This is a genomic window from Allobranchiibius sp. GilTou38, from assembly GCF_017565325.1.
GTDB classification, from domain to species: domain Bacteria; phylum Actinomycetota; class Actinomycetes; order Actinomycetales; family Dermatophilaceae; genus Allobranchiibius; species Allobranchiibius huperziae.
Genome location: NZ_JAGEKN010000003.1, coordinates 213,022 through 237,217 on the forward strand (window position 1 = coordinate 213,022; position 24,196 = coordinate 237,217).

The following is a 24,196-nucleotide window of genomic DNA, read 5'->3' on the forward strand; positions in this document are numbered from 1 at the left end:
GCAGGGTAGTCCGCGTTAGCGTTGCCGCCGCCATGGATATCGCCTTGCTGCTCACGGTCTTCGTCACGATCTTCCTCGTCGAACTGCCCGACAAGACCTTCATCGCGACCCTCGTCCTCGCCACCCGCTACCGCCCGCTGCAGGTGTGGATCGGGGTGTGCGCGGCCTTTCTCATCCAGACCGTCATCGCCGTCGCCTTCGGCGGGCTCATCGGCCGGCTGCCGAAGACACCGGTCCACGTCGCGGTGGCGCTGCTCTTCCTCGCCGCAGGCATCGTGCTGCTCGCCGGTGCCGCCAAGGCCGCATCGGAGGAGGCCGAGACCGAGGCGGAGTTCTCCGAGAAGGCCCGCGCGGACGCCATCGGCTTCCGGGCCATCAGCGCCAGCTTCCTGATCCTCTTCCTCGCCGAGTGGGGCGACCTGTCGCAGCTGGCCACGGCAGGCTTCGCCGCCCGCCGCGGCTATCCGCTGAGCGTCGGGATCGGCGCGTTCCTCGCGCTCGCCGTGGTGTCAGGACTCGCTGCCGTGCTGGGTCGCGCGCTGCTGCAACGCGTCTCGCTGGTCCTCATCCGACGCCTGGGCGGGATCGTCTGCCTGATCTTCGCGCTGACGCTGGTGCTCGACCTGGCCGGCGTATCGCTGCCCGGCTGGCTCCCCATCTGACCGGGTGCGCCCGGTCCCTGCGGCGACAGCCAGCCCGCCGAACGGAGCGATCAGCGCAGGGTGATCTGCCGACTCGAGATGCCCGACCGGGCGCGCCGCTCCTCGACGGTCAGCGGGGTGTCGATGCCCACCGCGTCGTCGAAGCGCGCGGCCAGGGCGCCGAACGCGTCGTCGAACGACGCGGGCTCGGCGTCGGCGTCCACTTCCCAGACCGGCACGAGCAGGCCGTGGGCACGGAACGCACCGAGCAGCCGTCCCTCGTCCAGGCTGCTGGAACCGGCCGCGTGCAGTCTCGCCAGCGCGTCGGTCGCCTTGTCCTCCTCGTGCGGGAGCACCCAGCGCACATAGGTGCGGGCGCCGATGCGGCACCAGTACGCGTGCTCGGCCGACGACAGCGCGACCGTCGGAGTGATCGCCTCGTTCGCCCGCTGCAAGGACGCCGCCCCCTCCGCGTCGAGTTCCTGGCCCTCCACCCAGAAGTCGAACCCGTCGTGCAGCTGCACGATGAAGTCGGTGTTGGTGAGCAGGTCCTGCAGACGCGGACCGCCGGCCGTCGTACGCGGTGCGGCCGTGAGCGGCTCGCCCGGCTCGAGCGCGGCGGTGGCGAGCAGGGTCTGCGCGACGTCACGGCTCGGGTCGCTGGACGCACCGCCGGTCTGGAGCGCGACGAAGAGGGTGCCGTCAGCGCGGTGCAGCCCGGGCCAGGCCAGTGGGAGCACCGAGGCGACCGTCGCCTCCCGGGGCGCCCCGTCGAGCGTGAACGTCACCGAGGCGGTGGCGGCCGGCACGATCTCGCGCATCGCGACCCAGCCGGCCTCCCCCGGGAGCCCTTCGTAGGGACGACGGACGAACGCCGGTGACTGCTGCGTCGGATCGATCGGCTGACGTGTGCGCTCGCCCTTGCGGCGGGAGGCTTTACCCATGGCCGGGACTGTAACGAGCCGGTGCGCTCGCCTGTCGGGCCGGTCAGACCCGGCGGCGCGAGGGGCCGCCGAGAGCGGCCCAGACCGTCACCCGGTCGTCCTCCTCGTTGACGCCCCATTCGTGAGCCACCGAGCGGACGATGCGCAGCCCGCGTCCGCCCTGCGCCCAGACGGAGGGCCGGCGCGCGGCCGGAGCGGTCACGCCGCCACCGTCGGTGACCTCGATCTCCACCCGATCGCCGCGCACGCGCCAGTGCAACCGGACGGTGTTGTCGTACAACGGTTTCCCGTGCAGGATCGCGTTGGTGACGAGCTCGGATGCGACCGTCTCGGCCTCACCGACCAGCTCCTCGGGTAGCCCGCCACTGCCCAGACTCTCGACGAGTGCCGTGCGCGCCGCGGGCACAGAGTCGATGGTCCACGGAAGCCGGAGGGTCTGCACCCAGTGCTCATCGCTCACCGGTGTCCCCTCCCGTCCCCGGACCACATCGCGGTCGATGGTCTCATTGCAGGACACCAGTGGACCACGCCGCGTCAACGGCCTCCCGCACCATGGCAGGTCGGTTGGTGATGATCGCATCCACCCCGAGCTCCAGACACAGGTGCACGTCCTCGAGCTCGTCGACCGTCCACACGTGCACCTGGTGGCCGTAGTTGTGCTGGCGCTTCACGAAGGCGGGGATGCGGCGTACGACGGCGATCCGGGTGCCGACCATGTGCACGTTCGGCGGCAGTGCGTCCATGAAACGCAGCGCCGTCGGAAGCTCGGTCAACTGCACCCGCTCCAGGTGCGGTGCGAGGCGCGCCATCCGCTGAACCGCCATGCTGGAGAACGACATCAGCCGCACGTTGATCCGTCCGGGGCGCAGCAACTCGAACTCCGCGAGCAGCGCCACCAGCGCGCGCTCGACGTCTCCGGAGTAGCGCGTCGGGTGCTTGGTCTCGATGACCAGGTCCAACTGCCGCTCGGCGCGCTGGACCGTGCGGATCAACTGGCGCAGGGTCAGGATCTGCGCCTTGTGCTGCAGCGGCATCTCGTCCTCGTCCAGGTGCGAGGCCTTCCAACTGCCCCAGTCCAGGCCCTCGAGCGCGGCCAGTTCGAGGGCTGACACCACGCCCGCGCCGTCCGAGGTGCGGTCGACGCGGCGGTCGTGCACGCACACCAGGTGACGGTCTGCGGTCAGACGTACATCGCACTCCACCCCGTCCGCGCCATCGCGGATCGCGCGCTTGTAGGCGCCGAGCGTGTGCTCGGGTTCGATACGGCTTGAGCCACGGTGCGCGATGACCACCGGAGGGCCACCACGCAGGGTCTGCGCCGGCATTCGCACCCCACCATCGTGCCTCAGTACGACCCGTCGTGCACAGCGGACTCGCCAAGTTCGCGGAGCTTCTCCCGACGGGCCCGTTCTTGTTGGTCCGCCGAGTTCCCTTGCCAACGAGCCTGATTCGCGCAGAGACATACATCGAGAATCGAGATGTCCGTGTTCTGGAACTTGTCCAGGGTGGGGGTATGTGCTTTGCTCCGAAGAGAGCCGGCTCAAACAGTGTGGTTGGCGCTTCCCTTTCCGTTGTGCTGCCGAAAGTGTCGCGTGAACGATTCCGCTGTCAATGCCGCCACCCACGCCGATCCGCCCGATGACCGTGAGAGCCGGACCAGGGCCCTGCTCGAACGCGCCCGCGAGACCGCCGACGAGGTCGAAGCCGCCCGTCTTCGAGCCCGTGCGGTCGACCACAACTACGCGCTCGCCTGCGGCATCGCACGGAGGTACGCCGGTCGCGGCATCGAGACCCAGGACCTGCAACAGGTCGCGCTTCTGGCGCTGGTGCTCGCCGTACGCCGGTTCGAGCCGGGCGACGGACGCAGCTTCTCGGCGTTCGCGGTCCCGACCATCACCGGTGAGCTGAAGCGGCACTTCCGCGACCACGGGTGGATGGTGCGCCCGCCACGGGGCCTGCACGAGACCTACCGGGAGACCCAGACGACGCGCCGGGAGTTGGAGCAGATGGGCATGCACGCACCGGGGGTCGTGGACGTCGCCGCGCGAATGGGAGTGCCGGTGGACGTGGTGCGAGCCGCTCAGGCGGTCGAGGGCTGCTTCCGCCCCGCATCGCTCGATGCACCCGTGCGCGATCGACCCGACGCGACCCTGGCCGATCGGCTCGACCTGGGCGCCGAGGACGAGACCGACGGGTTGGCGTCCTCGATCGCGATCCGCGAGATCGTGCGCGACTTCCCAGCCCGTGAGCGCGCACTGCTGCGGTTGCGCTTCGAGTTGGACCTGACCCAGCGCGAGATCGGCGACCACCTCGGCATCAGTCAGATGCAGGTGTCGCGGCTCCTGACCGCGACGCTGCAGCGGCTGCGCTCGATGCTCGACACCGAGATCCCGCACCTCGCCGGTTGAGGGGCGGGGCCGCCGCCCGGAGGGGGTCGTACGCGCGGGCACGTCATGGGGAATGATCGGGACCGGAAGGCCCGTCGAGATCACGCCGGAGCCGACACGCGCGTCCCACCTGAGGCGGGTGCGAAGAACGGTTGGAGGCAGCATGGATGACCGCATTCGCGACAACAGCACGGACCGAGCAGCGGACCAGGTGGCCCGCGACCTGCAACGCCCGCGGACGACGGCCGAACGCATGCAGCGCGGGGTCGACCTCGCGGTGGAGCTTCTCGAGGGCTGCGACCACGCCGGCATCACTCTCGTGCGTGGCCGCACGCTGACCGCCGGACCCGCGACCGACGACATCGTCGCGCTCGGGGACCGCCTGCAGGACCAGCTGGGCGAGGGTCCGTGCCTGGACACGGTGCGCCAGAGCCGCACGATGTACACCGCCGACCTGCGGCACGACAAGCGGTGGGAGACGTGGGGGCCCCAGGTCGCCGACAAGCTGGGGGTGCGGTCCCTGCTGTCGTTGCTCCTCTACACGCATGACCGCTCCTACGGGGCGCTCAACCTCTACTCCGAACAGGTCGACGGTTTCACCGCCGAGGACCTCGTCGTGGCCGACTCGCTCGCGACCCACCTGGCCGTCGCCATGGCCGACGGCGAGGAGATCGAGCACCGCGGAGTGGCGATGATCAACCGGACGGTGATCGGGCAGGCCGAGGGCATCCTGATGGAGCGACTCGGGGTGCTCCCGGAGGAGGCGTTCGTCTTCCTGCGCGGGATCTCCCAGCGCTCCAACCGCAAGCTGCTCGACGTGGCGCGCGAACTGGTGAGCACCAGGGTCCTGCCGTCCGGGGTCGACCGATCCATCGCCCGCGGGGACGCGCAGCCCGACCCGGTGTGACGCCTCAGGTGAGGTGCGCGGCGTCCTGCGCGATCGGCACGAGCAGCTCGCGCACCACGGTCGCGTCGTGGAAGTCGACGTCACCGGTCGGCAGGTGCTGCACCCGCTCATGCCCCTTGCCCGCCACGACGACCACGTCCCCCGGTCGGGCCAGGCGAAGGGCCGCGTCGATCGCCGTACGCCGGTCCAGCTCGATCGTCGTACGAGCTGCGTCCGCACCGTCCAGGACCTGCTGCGCGATCCGAGCGGGTGACTCGGTGTACGCGTCGTCGGTCGTGACGATGCCGATGTCGGCGAGCTGGGAGGCCACCTCGCCCATCAACGGCCGCTTCGCCTTGTCGCGGTCGCCCGCCGCGCCGTAGACGCAGATCAGCCGGCCGCCCGCGGCGTCCGCGACGCCGCGGGCCACCTGTAGCACCTCACGCAGACCGACGTCGGTGTGCGCGTAGTCGACGATGACCTCGAAGCCCCGGTCGACAGCGGCCGGTATCCGCTCGAATCGGCCCGGAACCTGCTTCATCTCCCGGATCGCACGGACGAGCGTGCTGTCGTCCATCCCCGTCTCGAGCGCGATGGCGGCGGCGCCGGCGACGTTGTGGACGTTGTAGTCGCCGAGCAGCGGCGTGGTGAGCGTGAGGTGTGCGCCGCCGGGCCGGCTCAGCCGGAAGACGGTGTGCAGACCGTCGACGCGCTGGTCCTCGATCCGGTAGTCCGCCTGCGCCGAGGTGCCGAAGAGCAGCGTGCCGGGGATGTCCCGGGCCAACCGCGCGCCGTACTCGTCGTCACCGTTGGCGAGCCTGGGCCCCGAGGTCCACTCGAAGAGGGTCCGCTTGACCCGGTAGTACGACTCCATGTCGCCGTGCAGGTCGAGGTGGTCGCGGGTGAGGTTGGTGAAGAGCGCTGCGGCGTAACGGGTCCCGTCGACCCGATGCAGGTGGATGCCGTGCGAGCTGGTCTCGAGGACGACGTGGGTCACGCCGCTGTCGCGCATCCGCGCCAGGTTGCCCTGGACGACGGGCGCCTCCCCCGTGGTGCGCACCGCCGCCTCCCGATGGGTGCCGACGACGATCTCGGCGGTGGTCAGCAGCCCGGTGGCCCGCTCGCCGTACGCCGCGGTCAGGATCGAGTGCAGCACGTAGGAGGTGGTGGTCTTGCCGTTCGTGCCCGTGATGCCGTAGACGGTGAGGTCGCGCGAGGGGTGGCCGGCCAGCTCGGTGGCGAGGGCCGCGAGCGCGATCCGCGCGTCCGGTACCACCGCGGTGGGGACTCCCGGGATGTCGTGCTCGGCGACCACGAGCACGGCGCCGGCGCCCACGGCCTGCTGCGCGTAGCCGGCGCCGTCGCTGGTGAAGCCCTTGATCGCGACGTACGCGGTACCGGTGGCGACCGCTCGCGAGTCGTTGGTGACCGCCTGCACCGGGCCCGTCAGCTGCGGCACCGCCGTCGCGAGAAGGTGCGATATCTCGGTGCTGTCCAGGCTCACCGGTGGACTGTAACAAGCCGTCGGGGACTGGAGGATTCCGTTGTCTCGGCGATTCTCAGGCGAATGTTAGAGAGCCTGAGACGGGTGTATCGACGGTGCCTTTCAGCCCGCGCGTCGGCGCCCGATGCTCAGGAGCACCCGCTCGCGGGCGCCCGGCGTCTCGTGGGCCGTCAGCTCGCGCAATCCCGGTGCGAGCGCGCGGATCTCGCCTTCCAACCGCTCGTGCAGCGTGATGCCGGCGGCCGGGCAGTGCGAGCAGGTGCCGCTCAAGCGCAACTCCACCCGACCGTCGTGGGCGGAGATCACCTCGGCGTGGCCACCGTGCGAGCGGATGTAGTCGCCCGCGGGCCCCTCGAGCACCTCGTCCACGGCGGCCCGCAGCTCGTCGTCGGCACCGACCTCCCGCTGCGCACGCCATCCCGCCGGCTCCAGCAGCGCCTGCGCCAGAGACGCGCCCACCCGCGCGCCGTACTCGCGCCAGGCGCACCCGTCGGCCAGGACGATGTCGATCCCGGTCGCGCGCACGGTCACGGTGCGCAGGGTGCCGTCGGCCAGCAGTCCTCCGAGGTCACCCGGTGCTGCGACGACCTCGCCGAGCACCTGCACGCTGCCCGACGGCACCACCCAGTGCACGGTCTGCGGGTCGGCGGTGGCCTCGGCGTGCAGCGGGACGGCGCTCATACCAGCCACCCCACAACGGCATGGGCGAGGAACGCCGCACCCCAGGCGAGCACGAACATGTAGCCGAACGCGATGCCCGGCCACTTCCAGCCGCCGGTCTCGCGGCGCATCATGCCGATCGTGGACATGCACTGCAGCGCGTACATGAAGAACGCCAGAAGCGCCGCGATCGTGCCGGCGGTGAAGAGCCGCTGACCCTGGTGCGGACCGTCCTGGAACTTCATCGCCTTGAGCGCGTCCCGAGGATGGTCGGGGTTGTCCGCGGCGGCGACCTGGCCGAGGGTCGATACGAACGTCTCGCGCGCGGACAGCGAGGCCAGCACCCCGATGTTGATGCGCCAGTCGAAGCCCAATGGCGCGAACACCGGCTCCACCGCCTTGCCGAGGTGGGAGGCGAGGCTGTGGTCGAGCACGTACGACGAGGATGCGGTCTTGTCGGCGGGGTTCACCCCCGCGCTGCGCAGCTCACCGGCGTCGCGTCCCGGAAGGTTCAGCAGGGCCCACATCACGATGGTGACGACCAGGATGATGCGGCCGACCTTGGACAGGAAGCCCTTGCAGGAGTCCCAGACGGTGACCAGCACGCTGCGTGCCCGCGGCAGCTTGTAGGTCGGCATCTCCATGTAGAACGGCAGGACCGGTCCGTGCTTGCCGGTGATGCGCTTGAAGAACCACGCGGTGGCCATCGCGGACACCGCGCCGCCGGCGTACAGCAGGAACATCACCGTGCCCTGCGCGCCGACCGGCCCGATGCTGGCCGACGACGGCACGAGCAGCCCCACCAGCAGGATGTAGACGGGCAGCCGCGCCGAGCACGTCATCAGCGGCGCGCCCATCATGGTGGCGAGGCGGTCCTTGGCCGACGGCAGCGAGCGGGTGGCCATGATGCCGGGGATCGCGCACGCCATCGACGACAGCAGCGCCACGAACGCGCGTCCCTCGAGCCCCGCCCGGGCCATCAGCCGGTCCATCAGGAACGCGGCGCGGGAGAGGTATCCGCTGCCCTCCAGAAGGGAGATGAGCAGGAAGAGCAGCGCGATCTGCGGCAGGAAGACGAGCACCCCGCCCACACCGCCGATGATGGCCTGGGACAGGAAGCTGGAGACCCACTGGTTGCCGACGTGGTCGGTCACCACCACGCCGAGCCGGTCGAACGCGGCCTGCACGCCGTCCTGCAACGGCGCCGCCACCGTGAAGATGATCTGGAAGAACGCGAACATCGTGGCCAGGAAGATCAGCGATCCCCACAGCGGGTGCAGGAGCACCTTGTCGATGCGTTCGGTGCGCGCATCGACGTCGGGGCTGCGGTACGCCGCGCTGTCCAGCACCGAGCTGACCCATCCGCGCGCGGCCTCGCCCTCGGAGGGCGGCGGGAAGACCGGCCGCGCCCAGGAGTCGACGTCGGTGAGTGCGTCCTTCAGAGCGCCGAGGTCGTCGCGGGAACCGCTCGTGACGGCGACGACGCGGACCCCGACCGCTCGCTCGAAGCGCGCCAGGTCCAGACCGCCGCCGCGCCGGGCCAGTTCGTCCTGGAACGTGAGCACCACACAGGTGGGCAGCCCGCGCGCCAGCACCTGCGCGAGCAGGCCGAGCGAGCGGCGCAGCGTGGTCGCGTCGAGCAGCATGAGCACGGCGTCCGGCGTCTGGAGGGTGCCTGAGTCGACGTCCAGCACCTCGTGCACGACCTGCTCGTCGGGGCTGATCGGGTCCAGGCTGTAGGTGCCCGGCAGGTCCTCCACGACCACGTCGTGGCCGTCCACCCGGACGATCCCCTCGTACCGCGCGACCGTGACGCCCGGGTAGTTGCCGGTCTTGACCCGCAGCCCGGTCAGGGCGTTGAAGAGCGTGCTCTTGCCGCAGTTGGGGCTGCCCACGAGCGCGACGTGCAGTCCCGTGGCGACCGACGTCGCCGTGGACGCCGCGCCGTGGTGCCCGCTCACGCGAGCGGGCCCACCAGGATCCCGGCGGCCTGCCGGGCGCGTAGGGCGATCTCGTAGTCGGCGACCCGGAAGACGATCGGGTCGCGCATCGGCGCGCGTCGTACGACGGTCACGGCCTCACCGGGGGCGAAGCCCAGGTCGGACAGGCGACGGGCCGTGCGCGGGTCGACGGCGTCGTCGTAACCGAGCACCATCGCGTCGCTGCCCGGGCGTACGTCGGCGAGCGTCGCCTGCTGCACGGAGCCGGTCAGGCCACGGTCGACGACATCACCGGAGCGCGGTCGGCTGCGCTGGGTGAGCACGGACGTCAGTGACACGATCGGTCCCTTCGGGCTGTGAGGTGCGCCTAAGTTAGCCAAGGCTAACCGCACCTACGTCCCCCACGTCAACTCGGTGTCCACCGGGCTGGTCGATAGCCCGAGTACCGAGCGATGGGCGCCGTACCCAGCGAAATCCCAGCCAGATTTAACACGACGTGCGATGCGCGAACACGGCTGAACTGCCAAATTGGTTTGGTTATGGATGCGGGAGCCGCAGTAACGGGCCCCACCGAATCGATGCCAAGGGGTTGCCGATGACTACAGCACCACCCAAACCGCAGGCAGAGGGTCAGCCCGGCCAGTTGCAGCGCAGCGTCGGCTTCTACGGGCTGATGTTCGTCTCTCTCGGGTCGATCATCGGGTCCGGGTGGCTTCTGGGCGCGTTGAACGCCTCCAAGCTGGCAGGGCCTGCCGCCATCCTGACCTGGGTCATCGGCGCCGCGATGCTCGCGCTTCTGGCACTGGTGTACGCAGAGCTCGGCGCGACCTACCCCGTCGCCGGCGGGTCCGGACGGTTCGCCTTCTACTCCCACGGTCCCGTCGCAGGATTCCTCTCCGGATGGGCGTCGTGGCTGCAGGCGGTCTTCATCGCGCCGATCGAGGTGCTCGCCGCACTGGCGTATGTCAATTCGGTGAGCTGGGTCGACAAGCACTTCCCGCTGCTGCACGACGGCGGCCCGAGTCAGGGTCTTCTCAACGCGCGCGGTGTCATCATCGCCATCCTGCTGATGATTCTGTTCACCGGTATGAACCTGGCCGGCGCCAAATTCATGTCGGACAGCAATTCCATCGTCGTCATCTGGAAAGCCGCGGTCCCGCTGCTCGCCATCGGCGTGATCGCCACGACGTCGTTCCACGGAGGCAACTTCACCGCAGGCGGCGGCTTCATGCCGCACGGCATGCACGGGGTCTTCGCGGCGCTGACCGGGGGCGTCGTGTTCGCCCTGCAGGGTTTCGAGCAGGCCGTGCAGCTCGCGGGCGAGGCACGCGATCCCAAACGGGACATCTCCCGCGCGGTACTGGTCGCGATGGGGATCGGAGCCCTGATCTACACCGCGCTCCAGGTCGTTTTCATCGCCGGGGTGAGCCCGAGCCATGTCGCGAAGAACTGGGACAACCCCCTCAAGGCCGGCGACTACGGCGCCTACTACACCCTGGCCATCGCGATCGGTGCGACCTGGCTGGCCACCGTCCTCATCATCGACGCGGTGGTCTCACCGGCGGGCACCGGAATCGTCTATGTCGGAACCAGCGCACGCCTGTCCTACGCAATCGGCACGGAGCGGGAGATGCCGACCGCCCTCGCCAAGACCGATCGACGCGGCGTTCCGTGGGTGTCGATCCTGGTCGCCGCCGTCATCGGCATCGCGGCGTTCGGACCGTTCAAGAGCTGGAACGAGCTGGTGAACGTCGTGACCGGCGCTACGGCGATCATGTACGCGTTCGCGCCCGTCGCGCTGGCGTCGCTGCACAAGAACGATCCCACCCGGACCGCGAGCTATACGGCGCCCATGCCGAAGATCCTGCTGCCGGCGGCGTTCTGCTCGGCGAACCTCATCATCTACTGGGGTGGTTTCGAATACACCTGGAAGCTGCTCTGCGCGATGGTGGTCGGGCTGCTCCTCTTCGGAATCGGCTCCACCCGACACGGCGGCATGTCGCTGCTCCACATCAAGCGGGCCCTGTGGATCGCGCCGTGGCTCGCCGGTCAGTTCGTCATCTGTTTCTGCGGTCGGTACGGGGCCGGTGCGAAGAACTACCTGCCGAACTGGATCGACATCCTGGTCGTCATCGTCTTCTCTCTCGCGATCTTCTACCTCGCCGTCAACATGTCTCAGAGCACCGCTGAGATCGAGCGCGCTGTCGAATCTGACCGCGCGCACGACCCTCTGGAGGACCTGGTCACCTCCTGACGTCGGCGCACGGCCCGGCTCAGCCCACGGTGGATGCGGCGGCCCGGCATACGATCGGCGCAATGAGCGATGACCTGTGGGACTCCTGCTCCGGACCGGACATCACGCCGGTGTGCGATGCCGCGTCCGCCGTGCCCGAGCGGCACGCGCACAGTCATGGCGTACGGCCCGGCGCGAACGTCCGATGGCTGTGGCTGGGGCTCGGTCTGCTCACCGCGTACCTCGTGGCCGAGGTCGTCGTCGCGCTCCTCTCCCGCTCTCTGGCACTGCTCTCCGACGCGGGGCACCTGCTGACGGATGTCGGGTCCCTCGCGGTCGCGCTCTGGGCGATCCGGTTGGCGGCTCGTCCCGCGCGCGGCGCCATGACGTACGGCTGGAAGCGCGCCGAGATCCTCTCGGCGGCCGGGAATGCCGCGACGCTGCTGGTGGTCGGCCTGATCGTCCTGATCGAGGCCGTACGGCGCCTCGTGCACCCGCCGCACGTAGACGCCGCCCCTGTGCTGATCACCGCGCTCGTCGGCATCGGCGTCAACATCGTCGTCGCGTGGGCGGTGGCCCGGGCCGACCGGTCGAGTCTCAACGTCGAGGGTGCCTACCAGCACATCCTCACCGACCTGTTCGGCTTCCTCGCCACCGCGGCGGCGGCCGTGGTGATCCTCGCGACCGGATGGCAACGCGCAGACGCCGTCGCATCGCTCGTCCTGGTGGTGCTGATGTTCCGGTCGGGGCTGACCCTCGCTCGGCAGAGCAGCCGAATCCTGCTGGAGGCAGCACCGCCCGGCGTGCGGATCTCGGACATCCGGGAGCACCTGCTGCGCGTCGACCATGTCCGCGACGTGCACGACCTGCACGTCTGGACGGTCACCTCCGACGACCACGCCCTGTCGGCGCACGTCGTGGTCGACGAGGGGTGCTTCGCGGACTCGCACGCGCCGCAGCTGCTGGACGCGCTGCAGGCCTGCCTGCACGAGCACTTCGACATCGGGCACTCCAGCCTGCAGCTGGAGCCGCCGACCCACGCGGCCCACGAGACCGCCATCCACTGACCCCAACGGGGCGCCTCTTCCCGCCGACTCAGCCGGGGTGGATCATCGCGGCCGGGTCGACCACCCGGTCGAAGTCCTCCCCGCTGATGGCACCCGAGGCCAGCGCCGCCTCGCGCAGCGTGAGGCCCTGCTCCGAGGCGGTGTGCGCGATGTGCGACGCCTGGTCGTAGCCGATCACCGGCGACAGCGCCGTCACCAGCATGAGCGACCGGTCGAGGTACTCCTGGATCTGCGGGCGGTCGAGCTCGATGCCGTCGATGCAGTGCTCGCGCAGCAGGTCGCACGCGTCGCCCAGGATCAACGCCGAGTGCAGCACGTTGTTGATGATGATCGGGCGCATCGCGTTGAGCTCGAAGTTGCCCTGCGAGCCGGCGAACGTCGTCCCCAGGTCGTCGGCGATCACCTGGATGCAGACCATGACGGTCGCCTCGCACTGGGTGGGGTTGACCTTGCCCGGCATGATCGAGCTGCCCGGCTCGTTCTCCGGCAGGATCAGCTCGCCGATGCCGCACCGCGGGCCGGACGCGAGCCAGCGGATGTCGTTGGAGATCTTCATGATCGGCACTGCCAGGGCCCGGATGCCGGCCGAGGCGCCGACCATCGCGTCGAGGCCGCCCTGGGCGGCGAACTTGTTGGCAGCAGTGACGATCGGCTCACCGGTCATCCGGGCCAGCTCGTCGGCGACCTCCTCGGCGAACCGCTGCGGCGCATTGATACCGGTGCCGACGGCGGTCCCGCCGAGCGCCACCTCGTACAGACCCTCACTGGACTGCTGCAGCCGCTCGATCGCCTGCTCGAGCTGCGCGGCGTAGCCCGACCACTCCTGACCGACGGTCAGGGGTACGGCGTCCTGCAGGTGGGTGCGGCCGGTCTTGATCACGTCGGACCACTCGTGCGCCTTCGCGTCGAACGACGCGTGCAGCCGCTGCAGGCTCGGCAGCAGCTGGGTGCGCAGCTGCAGCAGCGTGGCGATGTGCATGGCCGTGGGGAAGGTGTCGTTGGAGCTCTGGCACATGTTGACGTCGTCGTTGGGGTGCACCGGCTTCTTGCTGCCGAGCTCGCCGCCGAGCAGCTGGATGCAGCGGTTGCTGATGACCTCGTTGACGTTCATGTTCGACTGGGTGCCCGAGCCGGTCTGCCACACGTAGAGCGGGAAGTGGTCGTCGAGGTCGCCGGCGATGATCTCGTCGCACACCCGCGCGATCAGGTCGGCCTTCCACTGCGGCAGGCGGCCGCCGCGCCCGTTCGCTATCGCGGCGGCTTTCTTCACGTAGCCGAACCCGCGACACACGGCGACCGGCATCCGGTCCTCGCCGATCGCGAAATGCACCAGCGAGCGCGCGGTCTGCGCACCCCAGTAGCGGTCGGCGGGCACCTCGATCGCACCCATCGAATCGGTCTCGGTGCGGGTGCCCGTGGCCTCGATCCCGACCGGGACGTCGTGGACGGTGGGGGCGGTCTCGTCGCTCATCCCCCGAGTCTGGCACCGGCCCCCGGCCACCATCGGGCAGACTGGCAGGGTGCCCCGCGCCGAAGCTCGTGTGCGACTCGTCTACCCCCATCAGCTCTTCCGTGCGCAGCTCGACGTCCCGTCCGGCACCCGGCACGTCCTGGTCGAGGACGACCTCTTCTTCCGGCAGTACCGCTTCCACGCCCACAAGCTGGTGCTGCACCGCGCGAGCATGGCGCGCTTCGCCGACCTGCTGCGGTCCGAGGGGTTCGATCCCATCGTGGTGGAGTCGTCGGCCGACATCACGTCAGCCGACAGCCTGACGAAGGTGCTGCGGACGCTGCATCTCGGCGAGGTCACGGTGTACGACGTGGTCGACGACTGGCTCTTCCGCGACTGTGCAGCTGCCGTTCGCGCCGCCGGTGGGGAGCTGCGCGATCAGGACGTGCTGGAGACGCCGAACTTCCTCACGACGCGAGCGCAGCTGCAGGAGTGGTTCGGCGACAACGCCGCGCAGATGCAGTACTTCTACCGCTGGCAGCGAAAGCGTCTCGACATCCTGCTCGACCACGGCCACCCCGTCGGGGGCAAGTGGTCCTTCGACCCGGAGAATCGCAAGAAGCTGCCCCGCGGCCACCCGGTGCCGGAGCCGGTCTGGCCGGAACGGACGCCCGCGGTGCAGGAGGCGATCGAATGGGCGGACCGTGAGTTCCCAGACGCGCCAGGCGATCCCGCAACGTTCGTCTGGCCGACCTCGCACGAGGAGGCGGAGGCGGCGTACGACCTCTTCCTCGCCGAACGGTTCGTGGAGTTCGGCCCGTACGAGGACGCCATCTCCAAGACCCACCCGGTGCTCTTCCACGCCGCGCTCAGCCCCTCGCTCAACCTCGGCCTGCTCGACCCGGGCGAGGTCGTGCACCGTGCGTTGGATGCGGCCCACGAGTACGACGTGCCGCTGGCCTCGCTCGAGGGCTTCGTGCGGCAGGTGATCGGGTGGCGGGAGTACATGCGCGCGACGTACCAGCTCTACGGCCGGCGGATGCGCGGGATGAACGCGCTGCACCACACCCGCTCGCTCGACGACGGCTGGTGGACCGGGCACACCGGCCTCGGCCCGGTCGACCACGTCATCGGTCAGGTGCTCGAGCGCGGCTGGGCCCACCACATCGAGCGGCTGATGGTGCTCGGCAACGCGATGTGCCTGCTGCGGATTGACCCGGAAGAGATCCACGAGTGGTTCATGGCGATGTTCGTCGACGCCTACGACTGGGTGATGGTGCCCAATGTGTATGCCATGAGCCAGTATTCGACCGGGCCAGCGATCACGACGAAGCCGTACGTGTCGGGCAGCAACTATCTGCGCAAGATGTCCGACCTGCCGCGGGGCGACTGGGACCGTGACTGGGACGCGCTGTACTGGACCTTCGTCGCCGACCATCGCGACGTCTTCGACAGCAACCGGCGTTCGCAGATGATGACCCGGATGTGGGACGGCATGGATCCCGCGAAGAAGTCAGGGCACGTACGCCGCGCCCGCCGGCTCCTGGCCTGACCCCCACCCGCCGAGGACTTGCGTGAAGGGAAGCGAGCTATCCAGCGCGTCCGTTCATACGGCTTCGTCGCGGCGGACGTGCAGGACCGCGTCGTCGCGCGTGCCCGGCTGACCCTCCGGACCCGGGAAGTCACGCGGCACCCGCTCGTTGCGTACGACCGTCCACCCTTCGCGCGGCAGACCGACGGACGCGAGCAGCTCCTCGGGAGTGGCGAAATCCACCTCGTGCGGCGACTCGGTCATCCAGGTCGGCCACCCGGTGTGGCTCATCACCATCAGGCGACCGCCCGGCGCGACGGCCTGCATCGCCTGCCGCAGGATCGTCGTCCGCTGACTGTCCCCCGCGACCGGGGTGTGCAGGAACTGCGCTGACACCAGATCGAATTCACCGTCCGGGAACGTCGCCGACAGGTCGTGCTGCTCCCATCGGGTGCGGTCGCCGACCCCCGCGACCTTCGCATGCTCAGCGCCCTTCGTGAGAGCGGTCGAGGACACGTCGACGCCCAGCACGTCCCACCCCTGTTGGGCCAGCCAGATGACGTCGCCGCCCTCGGCGCACCCGAGGTCGAGCGCGCGCCCGGGCTGCAGATCGGCGACCTCGGCGGCAAGCAGATCACTGTTGCTCGGCACCGCCTCGGCGGGAGTCGCGCGCTCCAGGTAGATGGGTTCCCAGTAACTCTCGGCCGTCGCGTCGTCCGGCACCTGCGGCATCGTCATACGAGAAGCATCCGCCGGCCGCGCCTAGAAGAGCAAGCCACGTTGCCGGAACGGCAAACAGGCCGACTCAGGGAGCATCAGGCATCGAGGGTGGCCATCTCGTCCGCGGCCAGCTCTATCTGCATCGCCTCGACAGCGCTGGTCAGCTGCTCGGGTCGGCTCACTCCCACGATCGGGCGCACCGCGGGATCACTGTGCCGCATCCACGCCAGCACGATCTGGCCGTGCTGTGCACCGTGCGCCTGTGCGATCGACGCGAGACGCTCGAGCCGGTCGTGGGTCCCGGGATGGTCGTACGACGGCGGCAGCGGTGTGTCGGCCTTGTCGTAGAAACCGGTGAGCAGCGCTGTGTAGCCCCACAACTCGACGTCCGGGTTCTCGTGCGCGTAGTCCAGCGTCTCCGGGGTCATCATCCCGTACGGGTGGTCCTCACCCTCGACCTCGATGTCGGGCCGGGGGTGCAGGTAGGACCACCGCTGCTGGATGGCGGTCGGCGCGGGCATGCCCGCCGCGACCGCGATGGCGCGGGCCCGCTCGACCCGCCATACCGGGTGGTTGGACCAACCGACCTGATCGACCAGCCCCTGCGCCTGCGCCTCGCCGAACACCGCGACGCTCTGCGCCAGATCGATGCCGCGATCCTCCTTGTGCGCCCAATACAGGTCGACGCGGTCGGTCTGCAGACGTGTCAGGCTGGCGCGCAACTCCTGCCGCACGACCGGCGCGGACAGACCTTCGGTGCCGTCACCCGCCGGCGTCGCCCCGACCTTGGTGCCGATCAGCACGCGCTCGCGCATGCCCGGGCGGGCCGTCAGCCAGTCCCCGATGACCTGCTCGCTCTGACCGCTGGCACCGGCCGGGTCGTTCCAGAACGCGTAGCAGTTCGCGGTGTCGATCCACCGGCCCCCGGCATCGACGTACTGGTCGAGCAGCGCGAAGGATTCGTCACGCCCGACCCGGGTGCCGAAGTGCATGGTGCCGAGGGCCATGGCGAGCCCGCCGTCGTTCATGGGGAGATCCTGACGTCGTGGGGTGGTCGCCCCACGATCTCACCAACGACGGCGGGCGCGCGGTCACTCGTCGCCGGACCCCTTTCCGACGCCCTCCTGAATCTGGTCCATGACGGAGGAGTCCGCCAGGGTCGTCACATCACCGACGTCGCGGTGCTCGGCGACGTCCCGCAGCAGGCGCCGCATGATCTTGCCGGACCGGGTCTTCGGCAGCTCCGGGACGACCAGGATCGACTTCGGCTTGGCGATCGCGCCGATCTCGGACGCGACGTGGTTGCGCAGCTCGGTGATCAGCGCGTCCGGTGCCTCCTCGCCACCCTTCAGCGCCGACTCGCGCAGGATGACGAACGCGTTGATCGCCTGCCCGCTCTGCTCGTCGGTCGCGCCGACCACTGCAGCCTCGGCCACCTTCGGGTGGGAGACCAGAGCCGACTCGATCTCGGTGGTGGAGAGCCGGTGGCCGGACACGTTCATCACGTCGTCCACGCGACCGAGCACCCAGATGTCGCCGTCGTCATCGAGCTTGGCGCCGTCCCCCGCGAAGTAGTAGCCCTTCGCGGCGTACCGCTCCCAGTAGGTCTCCTTGAACCGCTCGTCGTCGCCCCAGATGGTGCGCAGCATCGCCGGCCACGGTTTGGTGACGACCAGGTAGCCGCCATTGCCGTTGCCGACGCTCTCGCCGTCGTCGTCCACGACGTCCACCGACACACCAGGGATGGCCTTCATGGCCGAACCCGGTTTGCCCGCAGTCACTCCCGGCAGCGGGCTGATCATGTGCATGCCGGTCTCGGTCTGCCACCACGTGTCCATGACCGGCGTCTTCCCACCGCCGATCTGGTCGCGGTACCAGATGTAGGCCTCGGGGTTGATCGGCTCGCCGACCGAGCCGAGCAGCCGCAGCGACGACAGGTCGTGCTCGGCCGGGATGTCGCGGCCCCACTTCATGAAGGTGCGGATCGCGGTCGGGGCGCAGTAGAGCGTGGTGACCTTGTACTTCGCCACGATCTCCCACCAGCGGCCCTTGTGCGGGGTGTCCGGTGTGCCCTCGTACATCACCGACGTCGCACCGTTGGCGAGTGGTCCGTAGACGATGTAGCTGTGCCCGGTGACCCAGCCGATGTCGGCGGCCGTCCAGTAGACGTCGGTCTCGGGCTTGAGGTCGAAGACCGCCCAGTGCGTCCAGGACGTGCCGACCAGGTAGCCGCCGGTCGTGTGCAGGATGCCCTTCGGCTTGCCCGTCGTGCCGGAGGTGTACATGACGTAGAGCGGGTGCTCGGCGTCGAACGCCTCCGGCGTGTGGTCCGTGCTCGCCTGGCCGACCGTGTCGTGCCACCACTTGTCGTGCTGCTCATCCCACGCGACGTCCTGCCCGGTGCGGCGTACGACGAGCACGTGCTCGACGCCGGGGCACTGGGAGACCGCCTCGTCGACCGCGGGCTTGAGAGCGGACGGCGCACCCCGGCGGTAACCGCCGTCGGACGTGATCACCACGTGAGCGTCGCAGTCCTGGATGCGATCGCGCAGCGCGGAGGAGGAGAACCCGCCGAACACCACGGTGTGCGGCGCACCGAGGCGTGCGCACGCGAGCATCGCGACCACCGTCTCGGGGATCATCGGCATGTAGATCGCGACCCGGTCGCCGGTCTTCACCCCGAGCTCGACCAGCGTGTTCGCCGCCTGACAGACCTGATCCTTCAGCTCCGCGTACGTGATGTCCCGGGTGTCGTCGGCCGGTTCGCCGACCCAGTGGAACGCCACCCGGTCGCCGTTGCCGGCCTCGACGTGCCGGTCCACGCAGTTGTAGGCCGCGTTGAGCTTGCCGCCGACGAACCACTTCGCGAACGGCGGGTTGTCCCAGTCGAGCACGCGATCCCACGTGGTCTCCCACGAGATGCGCTCGGCCGCCTTGGCCCAGAAGGCCTCCGGGTCGGCGTCCGCCTCGTCGTACGCCGCCGCGGTGACGTTGGCGTGCTCGGCGAGCTCCTTCGGCGGTTCGAAGCGACGCTCTTCGTGGGCCAGGTTGGCCAGGGTCTCGTTACTCATCGGGTCTCCTCAGCGGTCCTGCAGGACGGGCGGGCTCAGCGCGGGCCGACAGGCAGCAGCGGCCGCTTGTGCGTGAACGACAGGACACCGGCGAACGAGACGTACCACGCCGCCAATGCCGTGAGTAGTCCAAGGTATCCGCCCGTTTTGTGGATGGAGTCCGAGGTGGCGAATTCACCCCACGCCAGCACCAGGAAGGTCAGCGTCAACAGGGCGAACACAGCGAGCACACCGAGACTGACCCGACTGGCGGCGACCGTCATGTACAGCGTGAAGATTCCCCAGACCAGCAGATAGAGACCCACGCCCTTTCCGGCGTCCTTGGCCGGGATCTTGTCCAGGCCCGAGTGGCCGGTGAGCCACCAGAAGGACACCCAGAACGCGCCGTACGACGAGAACGCGGTGGCGCCGAAGGTGTTGCCCTTCGCGAATTCCCACATGCCGGCGGCGAACTGGCCGATACCGCCGTATGCGAGTGCGAGCCCGAAGACGACCGGTTCTACTGTCGCCGGCACCCATCCGGCGTTGACCGCGCTCAGCACAGCCGTGGTGAGCGCGAAGGCGGCGAGCCCCAGCGGTGCCGGGTCGGCGAAGTGCGCCCCCGGTTGCATGGTCGGCGTGGGATCGTTCGTTGCCATGGGATCTCCTCGTGAGGTTCAGCATGGGTATGGACTTGACCATGGCCACCGGTGAATCTCAGCGGTACGGCCCCTGCAGGCCTCCCGACCGAGGCCACCGCAGCGTGACCATGTCCTCACCGTAGGGCTGAGGAGCGTGCCGTAGGGCTGTGATCGCCAACAACCGATCGACCGGCCGATCCTGAGCCCGGCGTTAGAGGTGCCGAACTGTCCGAACGGACAGTCAGTGGTCGGCTGTTCCGTGGTGAGCTCGGCGTCCCGGCGCCGCTTCCCCGGTCGGGACGCGGCTCAGCGCAGACCGGCGGCGGCCCGCCCCACTCGTGTCAGGGCGTCGGAGCGGGTGCCGTGACCGTCGTCGTCGCAGTGCTGGTCGCGGTGGTGGTCGACGTCTCGGTGGTCGTCGACGGCGACCCCGTCACCGTCGTGGTGGACGTCGACCCCGACCCCGTCACCGTGGACGCGCTGCCCTGGCTGGTGACGGTCGTGGTCGTCGCCGGGTTCGAGCCGCCGCCGGACGAGGTCGCCGAATGCAGCAAGAAACCCACGACACCGCCGACCACCAGTGCCAGCGCGATCGCCGAGGTGAGGACGCCCCCACTGATGCCGGAGCGACCGGGGCTCGTCGGCGGGTACTCACCACGAGGGGCGCGCGCTGGCTCACCGGGACCTTGCGTATACGCCGGATCCGGGGTGCCGCGGTAGTCCGGGCGACCCTGCGGCAGACGCTGGGTGCGGTCCGGATCACGGTCGTCGTATCCGTCGCCAGGGCCATAGCCGTTGCTCATCGCCCCACGATGACACGTCCGCCTGTCTCCGCACGGACCGCACGGTGCTCGATCGTCAGGCGTCGATGAGCCGCGCCGAACTCGTTCCTTCCTCATCGAGGTCGACGATCAGAGCGCCGGTCGGAGCGCCGTGCGGTGTCCACTCCTCGCCGTCGTGCGCGATCCCGTAGAAGGTCGCGGGCGCGCCGTACAAACGCACGCAGCCGATGGTGTCGTCGTAGGCCTGGTGCAGGTGTCCGCTGAGCAGGATCAACGGTGTTCGGTGGTCGCGCAGCCGTTGCTCCAGCGCGGCGGCACCACGCAGCGTGAACCAGGGATGCGCGCTGCGCGACCGCACCGGGTGGTGCATCAGCACGACCGTCGGGCCGTCACACTCGCCCAACAGGTCCAGCACCGGGTCTGCTCGACCGGCCACCTCGCCGGGCACGTTGGTCGCTGCGCCGCGGATCGTCCACGCACCGACCCGCACGAGCGCAGTCCCGAACACCTGGGCGACGACGTCAGTGTCGTCGTGGTTGCCGGGCACGGCCACCACGATCGTCGCAAGCGGACGCACGAGGTCGTGAACACGTCGGACCGCGTCACCGGAGCCGTCATCGGAGATGTCGCCGGTCACCACGACCGCGTCGAACGGCCCTTCGGCGGTTGCCGCTGAGAGCACCGCGATCAGCCGCTCCTCCGGATCGATGTCCGGATGCGGTGATGTCGACCCCGGCCCGAGCAGATGGGTGTCGGAAAGATGCAACAGACGCGCCATGAACGTCACTGTTCCACGAGACGTTCGGACGATGTCTGACGAGCGGCGCCGAACGCCGGGGGTCCGTGAGCGCGACGTGGTGATCGGGCGCCCTGCCCAGCCGTGCGATCTACGCTGCGGCATGGACAGCGAACGTCGACCGGGACGCCCCGCGGGCCGAGGCAGCGGCACGATCACCTCGGACGGTTGTCCGGTCGAGATCTACGCGGCACTCCCGCCGCACGGTGAAGCGGACATCGTCCACGCTGCCCTCCCGGCCGGCGCGGCGGTCCTCGACCTGGGATGCGGGCCCGGGCGCATCGCGAATCCGCTGGTTGCGTTGGGGCACCGGGTCGTCGCGGTCGATGACTCTCTGGGCATGCTCGCGTATCTGCAGGCGGCCGAACCTGTCCACAGCACCATCGAGACGCTGCAGCTCCCCGAGCGCTTCGCCGGGGTCGTCCTGGCAGGCGTGCTGATCAACACCTTCGACCCGGCGCAACGGTCGCAGTTCCTGCGGGCCGCCGTACGTCACATGACGCCCGACGCCACCCTCGTGCTGCAGCGGCACGCTCCGGGTTGGGCCGAGGCAGTGACCCCCTCGGTGTGGAACGACGGCCCTGTCGCCCTGGAGCTGAAGGACGTCGTACGCCATGGGGACGGGCTCGTATCGGCGACGTTGATGCACACGTTGGGGGAGCTCGTGGAAGAACAGGACTTCACCGCACGAGTGCTCGATGACACGCAGCTCGCGTCGGTGCTGCGCGACGCCGGGCTCGTCTTCGACCGCGTCCTCACCCCCGACCAGCGCTGGGTGTCCGCTCACCTCCCGCGCTGAGACCAAGCGGCAGGATCACCCCATGCCCACTACCCCCCCTGATCCGGGGCACTGTGGTCCACCCCGGCGCCACCAGCCACACCGACGGCTGTCCGAGCGACTCCCCCATGGGCGCTCACACCCTTCGGCACGGTCGAACCGTTGCGTCGTGGACCGGGTCGATACCTAGCCAACCGAACCGACGGGCCCTGCGTCTGAGAGTCACGACACACCGTCGCTGACACAGGGGAACCATGAACAACCTTCGCAAGGTCTTCGTCGGCACAGCCGGCGCACTCGTACTGGCCGCTACGGCCGGCTGCAACTCCGGCGGGGCGGGCGCCGCATCAGCCACCAAGTCTGCGTCCACGCCGGCGACCACGACCACCGTCACGGCGACCTCCACGGTCACCGTGCCGAGCACAGGGCACCCGAACACCGTTGCGGCTTCGCCGAGCTCGCGCCCGTCGAGCACTGGGACGACACGGTTGCAGACCTCGTCCGCCGGCGTCCCCACTCTGGGACTGGAAGGCTGGGGGACCGGAGTCCCGAACACGCGCGGATTCGGTGACGTCCGGCCGCACGTGATCGACAACGGAGGCGATCCCACCGGCATGGTCCAGGACGTCACCTGGTCGAACTGGGGCGGTCCGACCGCGGACGGCCGCGGATTCGGCTACTTCGTTCCCGCGAATGAGCCGGTTTCCGGGGGCATGCGGGTGCCGGCCCAGATCCGCGCGTACGACCTCACCACGTGCGGCGGCCACCCGGCGTACCGACACGTCACCTGGTGGTTCCCGAGCAAGGGCGAGACCTACAAGTCGGCACTGGCGCACACCACAGAGGCCTACGACCTGTGCGACGGGCGCTGAAATCCCGGGCACGCGACGTACAGACGTGAGCGCGGCATCCGGACGGGTCGAGGTCTCGGCCGGATGCCGACGCTTCCAGGACCGGCGGCACCGGGAGAACCGATCAGGTCTGCGAGCGCAGGTAGCGGCCGAAGTGCGGCACGGTGAAGGCGATGCGGCCGCGCTCACCGGAATAGATGAGGCCCTTCTTCAGGAGGGCGTCCCGCGCAGGTGACAGCGACTGCGGCTTTCGATCGAGGACGTCGGCCACCGCGGCCGTGGTGACCGACTCGACCTCGTCGGCGTCAGCGAGGTCGGCGGCGGCGTCCGCCATCCCTCGCAGATACTCACGCTCGCCGGGAGTGGCTCTCTCGTAACGTGATCCGAAGAAACCCACCGCCAGCTCGGCATCCGCCTCCGGCGCGGCGACCGCGACGTCCGCCACCGTGATCGGCGAGCGCGGCGCGAGGTCCCAGGCCACCTTGCCGTAGGCCTGGATGAAGTAGGGGTATCCGCCGGTCACGGCGTACATCGCGTCGAGGGCGTCCGGCTCGAACGCCGCGTCCTCGTCCTGCGCCGGCGACTGCAGCGCGCGGTCGGCGGCGTCACGCGGCAGACGGTCGATCCGCGCATACCGGAAGAGTCGTTCGGAGTAGGACTTGGATGCGCTGAGCACCGTTGGCAGGTGGGGAAGTCCGGCGCCCACGACGATCACGGGCAGACCCGCCTGGCTGATCTCGTGGCAGGCCGCGCACAGCGCCGAGACGTCGTCGGGGTGCAGATCCTGCATCTCGTCGACGAAGAGCGCGATACCTCGGCCGATGTCCGCGGCGAGACCGCCGACGTCGGTGAGCAGCTCCACCAGGTCGATCTCGATGTCGCCGGAGTCGGCCCGTCCGGAGACCGCGGGCGCGTCGATGCCGGGGTTCCACTTCTCGCGCAGCTTGGAGCCCGGAGGGGTGTCCCGCTGAGCGAACGCCTTGATGACACCGAGCACCTGCTGCACGTCATCGGCCTGGGTGTGTCCGAGCTCGCGGACCGCGACGTGCAGTGCCGCGCTGATCGGGCGCCGCAGTCGCTGCTCCGGCCGCGCCTCCCACTTGCCGGTCCCCCACTTGGCGCGCACGGCAGCGGACCGCAACGCGTTGAGCAGCACCGTCTTGCCGACCCCGCGCAAGCCCGTGAGCACGATCGAACGCTCCGGCCGCCCACGGGCGACGCGCTCCAGCACCACTGCGAACGTGTCGAGTTCGCCGTCCCGGCCGGCGAGTTCGGGCGGCCGCTGGCCGGCGCCGGGCGCGTACGGGTTGCGTATCGGATCCACGATCGGACTGT

At 69.6% G+C, this 24,196-nt stretch carries 23 protein-coding genes; 8 read left to right on the plus strand and 15 right to left on the minus strand.

The annotated features are described in order from the left end of the window. Positions 1 to 32 precede the first annotated feature (32 nt). Entirely contained in the window at positions 33 to 662 is a 630-nt protein-coding gene (locus JOB34_RS01505) for a TMEM165/GDT1 family protein (RefSeq protein ID WP_208051067.1), read from the plus strand. A gap of 50 nt (positions 663 to 712) precedes the next feature. Here the strand turns inward: JOB34_RS01505 and JOB34_RS01510 are convergent, their stop codons facing one another. Genes JOB34_RS01510 through JOB34_RS01520 form a run of 3 tightly spaced genes read right to left on the minus strand, consistent with a single transcriptional unit; the run spans position 713 to position 2,910 of the window. Beyond that, on the minus strand, positions 713 to 1,585 hold the full coding sequence (locus JOB34_RS01510; protein WP_208051068.1) for a DUF5926 family protein: 873 nt from the start codon (positions 1,583 to 1,585) through the stop codon (positions 713 to 715). Between the two features lie 43 nt (positions 1,586 to 1,628). Then, positions 1,629 to 2,045 carry an ATP-binding protein gene (locus JOB34_RS01515; RefSeq protein WP_343048346.1) on the minus strand — a complete coding sequence of 139 codons (417 nt, stop codon included), beginning with the start codon at positions 2,043 to 2,045 and terminating at the stop codon, positions 1,629 to 1,631. A gap of 43 nt (positions 2,046 to 2,088) precedes the next feature. Beyond that, positions 2,089 to 2,910 carry a glycerophosphodiester phosphodiesterase family protein gene (locus tag JOB34_RS01520; protein ID WP_208051070.1) on the minus strand — a complete coding sequence of 274 codons (822 nt, stop codon included), beginning with the start codon at positions 2,908 to 2,910 and terminating at the stop codon, positions 2,089 to 2,091. 267 nt (positions 2,911 to 3,177) lie between these two features. Between JOB34_RS01520 and JOB34_RS01525 the strand changes: the two genes are divergently transcribed. Both JOB34_RS01525 and JOB34_RS01530 read left to right on the plus strand, forming a co-directional pair. Continuing rightward, entirely contained in the window at positions 3,178 to 3,993 is an 816-nt protein-coding gene (locus tag JOB34_RS01525) for a sigma-70 family RNA polymerase sigma factor (protein WP_208051071.1), read from the plus strand. A gap of 142 nt (positions 3,994 to 4,135) precedes the next feature. Beyond that, positions 4,136 to 4,879 (plus strand): GAF and ANTAR domain-containing protein, encoded by a 744-nt coding sequence (locus JOB34_RS01530; protein WP_208051072.1) that lies wholly within the window; start codon positions 4,136 to 4,138, stop codon positions 4,877 to 4,879. A 4-nt stretch (positions 4,880 to 4,883) separates the two neighbouring features. Here the strand turns inward: JOB34_RS01530 and JOB34_RS01535 are convergent, their stop codons facing one another. The 4 genes from JOB34_RS01535 to JOB34_RS17275 form a co-directional block, all read right to left on the minus strand. Further along, a complete protein-coding gene (locus JOB34_RS01535) occupies positions 4,884 to 6,362 on the minus strand; it encodes a UDP-N-acetylmuramoyl-L-alanyl-D-glutamate--2,6-diaminopimelate ligase (RefSeq protein ID WP_208051073.1) in 1,479 nt (492 codons plus the stop codon). A gap of 102 nt (positions 6,363 to 6,464) precedes the next feature. Then, positions 6,465 to 7,043: a NifU family protein gene (locus tag JOB34_RS01540; RefSeq protein ID WP_208051074.1), complete on the minus strand. Its 579-nt coding sequence runs from the start codon at positions 7,041 to 7,043 to the stop codon at positions 6,465 to 6,467. Further along, positions 7,040 to 8,983, minus strand: coding sequence for a ferrous iron transporter B (locus tag JOB34_RS01545; RefSeq protein WP_208051075.1), 1,944 nt, complete (start codon positions 8,981 to 8,983; stop codon positions 7,040 to 7,042). Before JOB34_RS01545 ends, JOB34_RS01540 begins: the two co-directional genes overlap by 4 nt. Continuing rightward, on the minus strand, positions 8,980 to 9,300 hold the full coding sequence (locus tag JOB34_RS17275) for a FeoA family protein (protein WP_343048345.1): 321 nt from the start codon (positions 9,298 to 9,300) through the stop codon (positions 8,980 to 8,982). The genes JOB34_RS01545 and JOB34_RS17275 overlap by 4 nt, the downstream gene beginning before the upstream one ends. A 257-nt stretch (positions 9,301 to 9,557) precedes the next feature. Here JOB34_RS17275 and JOB34_RS01555 point away from each other — a divergent pair, with 257 nt between their 5' ends. Together JOB34_RS01555 and JOB34_RS01560 are read left to right on the plus strand one after the other, a co-directional pair. Then, positions 9,558 to 11,216 carry an APC family permease gene (locus JOB34_RS01555; RefSeq protein ID WP_208051076.1) on the plus strand — a complete coding sequence of 553 codons (1,659 nt, stop codon included), beginning with the start codon at positions 9,558 to 9,560 and terminating at the stop codon, positions 11,214 to 11,216. A gap of 62 nt (positions 11,217 to 11,278) precedes the next feature. Continuing rightward, on the plus strand, positions 11,279 to 12,262 hold the full coding sequence (locus JOB34_RS01560; RefSeq protein WP_208051077.1) for a cation diffusion facilitator family transporter: 984 nt from the start codon (positions 11,279 to 11,281) through the stop codon (positions 12,260 to 12,262). Positions 12,263 to 12,290: 28 nt separating this feature from the next. Here the strand turns inward: JOB34_RS01560 and fumC are convergent, their stop codons facing one another. Beyond that, positions 12,291 to 13,733 (minus strand): class II fumarate hydratase, encoded by a 1,443-nt coding sequence (gene fumC, locus JOB34_RS01565; RefSeq protein WP_208051078.1) that lies wholly within the window; start codon positions 13,731 to 13,733, stop codon positions 12,291 to 12,293. A 49-nt stretch (positions 13,734 to 13,782) separates the two neighbouring features. Here fumC and JOB34_RS17985 point away from each other — a divergent pair, with 49 nt between their 5' ends. Further along, positions 13,783 to 15,264 (plus strand): cryptochrome/photolyase family protein, encoded by a 1,482-nt coding sequence (locus JOB34_RS17985; protein ID WP_208051079.1) that lies wholly within the window; start codon positions 13,783 to 13,785, stop codon positions 15,262 to 15,264. Between the two features lie 54 nt (positions 15,265 to 15,318). Here JOB34_RS17985 and JOB34_RS01575 read toward each other — a convergent pair whose 3' ends face one another. The 6 genes from JOB34_RS01575 to JOB34_RS01600 all read right to left on the minus strand — a co-directional run bounded on the left by JOB34_RS01575 (position 15,319) and on the right by JOB34_RS01600 (position 21,214). Further along, positions 15,319 to 15,981 (minus strand): class I SAM-dependent methyltransferase, encoded by a 663-nt coding sequence (locus JOB34_RS01575; RefSeq protein WP_208051080.1) that lies wholly within the window; start codon positions 15,979 to 15,981, stop codon positions 15,319 to 15,321. A 77-nt stretch (positions 15,982 to 16,058) separates the two neighbouring features. Continuing rightward, on the minus strand, positions 16,059 to 16,991 hold the full coding sequence (locus JOB34_RS01580) for an aldo/keto reductase (RefSeq protein WP_208051081.1): 933 nt from the start codon (positions 16,989 to 16,991) through the stop codon (positions 16,059 to 16,061). 63 nt (positions 16,992 to 17,054) lie between these two features. Next, positions 17,055 to 19,034: an acetate--CoA ligase gene (gene acs / locus JOB34_RS01585; RefSeq protein ID WP_208051082.1), complete on the minus strand. Its 1,980-nt coding sequence runs from the start codon at positions 19,032 to 19,034 to the stop codon at positions 17,055 to 17,057. Positions 19,035 to 19,069: 35 nt separating this feature from the next. Then, positions 19,070 to 19,672, minus strand: a complete 603-nt coding sequence (locus JOB34_RS01590) for an acetate uptake transporter (RefSeq protein ID WP_208051083.1) — start codon at positions 19,670 to 19,672, stop codon at positions 19,070 to 19,072. 323 nt (positions 19,673 to 19,995) lie between these two features. Next, positions 19,996 to 20,457 carry a hypothetical protein gene (locus JOB34_RS01595; protein ID WP_208051084.1) on the minus strand — a complete coding sequence of 154 codons (462 nt, stop codon included), beginning with the start codon at positions 20,455 to 20,457 and terminating at the stop codon, positions 19,996 to 19,998. A gap of 55 nt (positions 20,458 to 20,512) precedes the next feature. After that, on the minus strand, positions 20,513 to 21,214 hold the full coding sequence (locus JOB34_RS01600) for a metallophosphoesterase (RefSeq protein WP_208051085.1): 702 nt from the start codon (positions 21,212 to 21,214) through the stop codon (positions 20,513 to 20,515). A 121-nt stretch (positions 21,215 to 21,335) separates the two neighbouring features. Here JOB34_RS01600 and JOB34_RS01605 point away from each other — a divergent pair, with 121 nt between their 5' ends. After that, positions 21,336 to 22,031 carry a class I SAM-dependent methyltransferase gene (locus JOB34_RS01605; RefSeq protein WP_208051086.1) on the plus strand — a complete coding sequence of 232 codons (696 nt, stop codon included), beginning with the start codon at positions 21,336 to 21,338 and terminating at the stop codon, positions 22,029 to 22,031. A 233-nt stretch (positions 22,032 to 22,264) separates the two neighbouring features. Beyond that, the gene (locus JOB34_RS01610; protein WP_208051087.1) at positions 22,265 to 22,882 is read left to right on the plus strand and encodes a hypothetical protein; all 618 of its coding nucleotides are present in this window, start codon (positions 22,265 to 22,267) and stop codon (positions 22,880 to 22,882) included. A gap of 103 nt (positions 22,883 to 22,985) precedes the next feature. Here JOB34_RS01610 and JOB34_RS01615 read toward each other — a convergent pair whose 3' ends face one another. After that, positions 22,986 to 24,185 carry an ATP-binding protein gene (locus JOB34_RS01615; RefSeq protein ID WP_208051088.1) on the minus strand — a complete coding sequence of 400 codons (1,200 nt, stop codon included), beginning with the start codon at positions 24,183 to 24,185 and terminating at the stop codon, positions 22,986 to 22,988. Positions 24,186 to 24,196 lie beyond the last annotated feature (11 nt).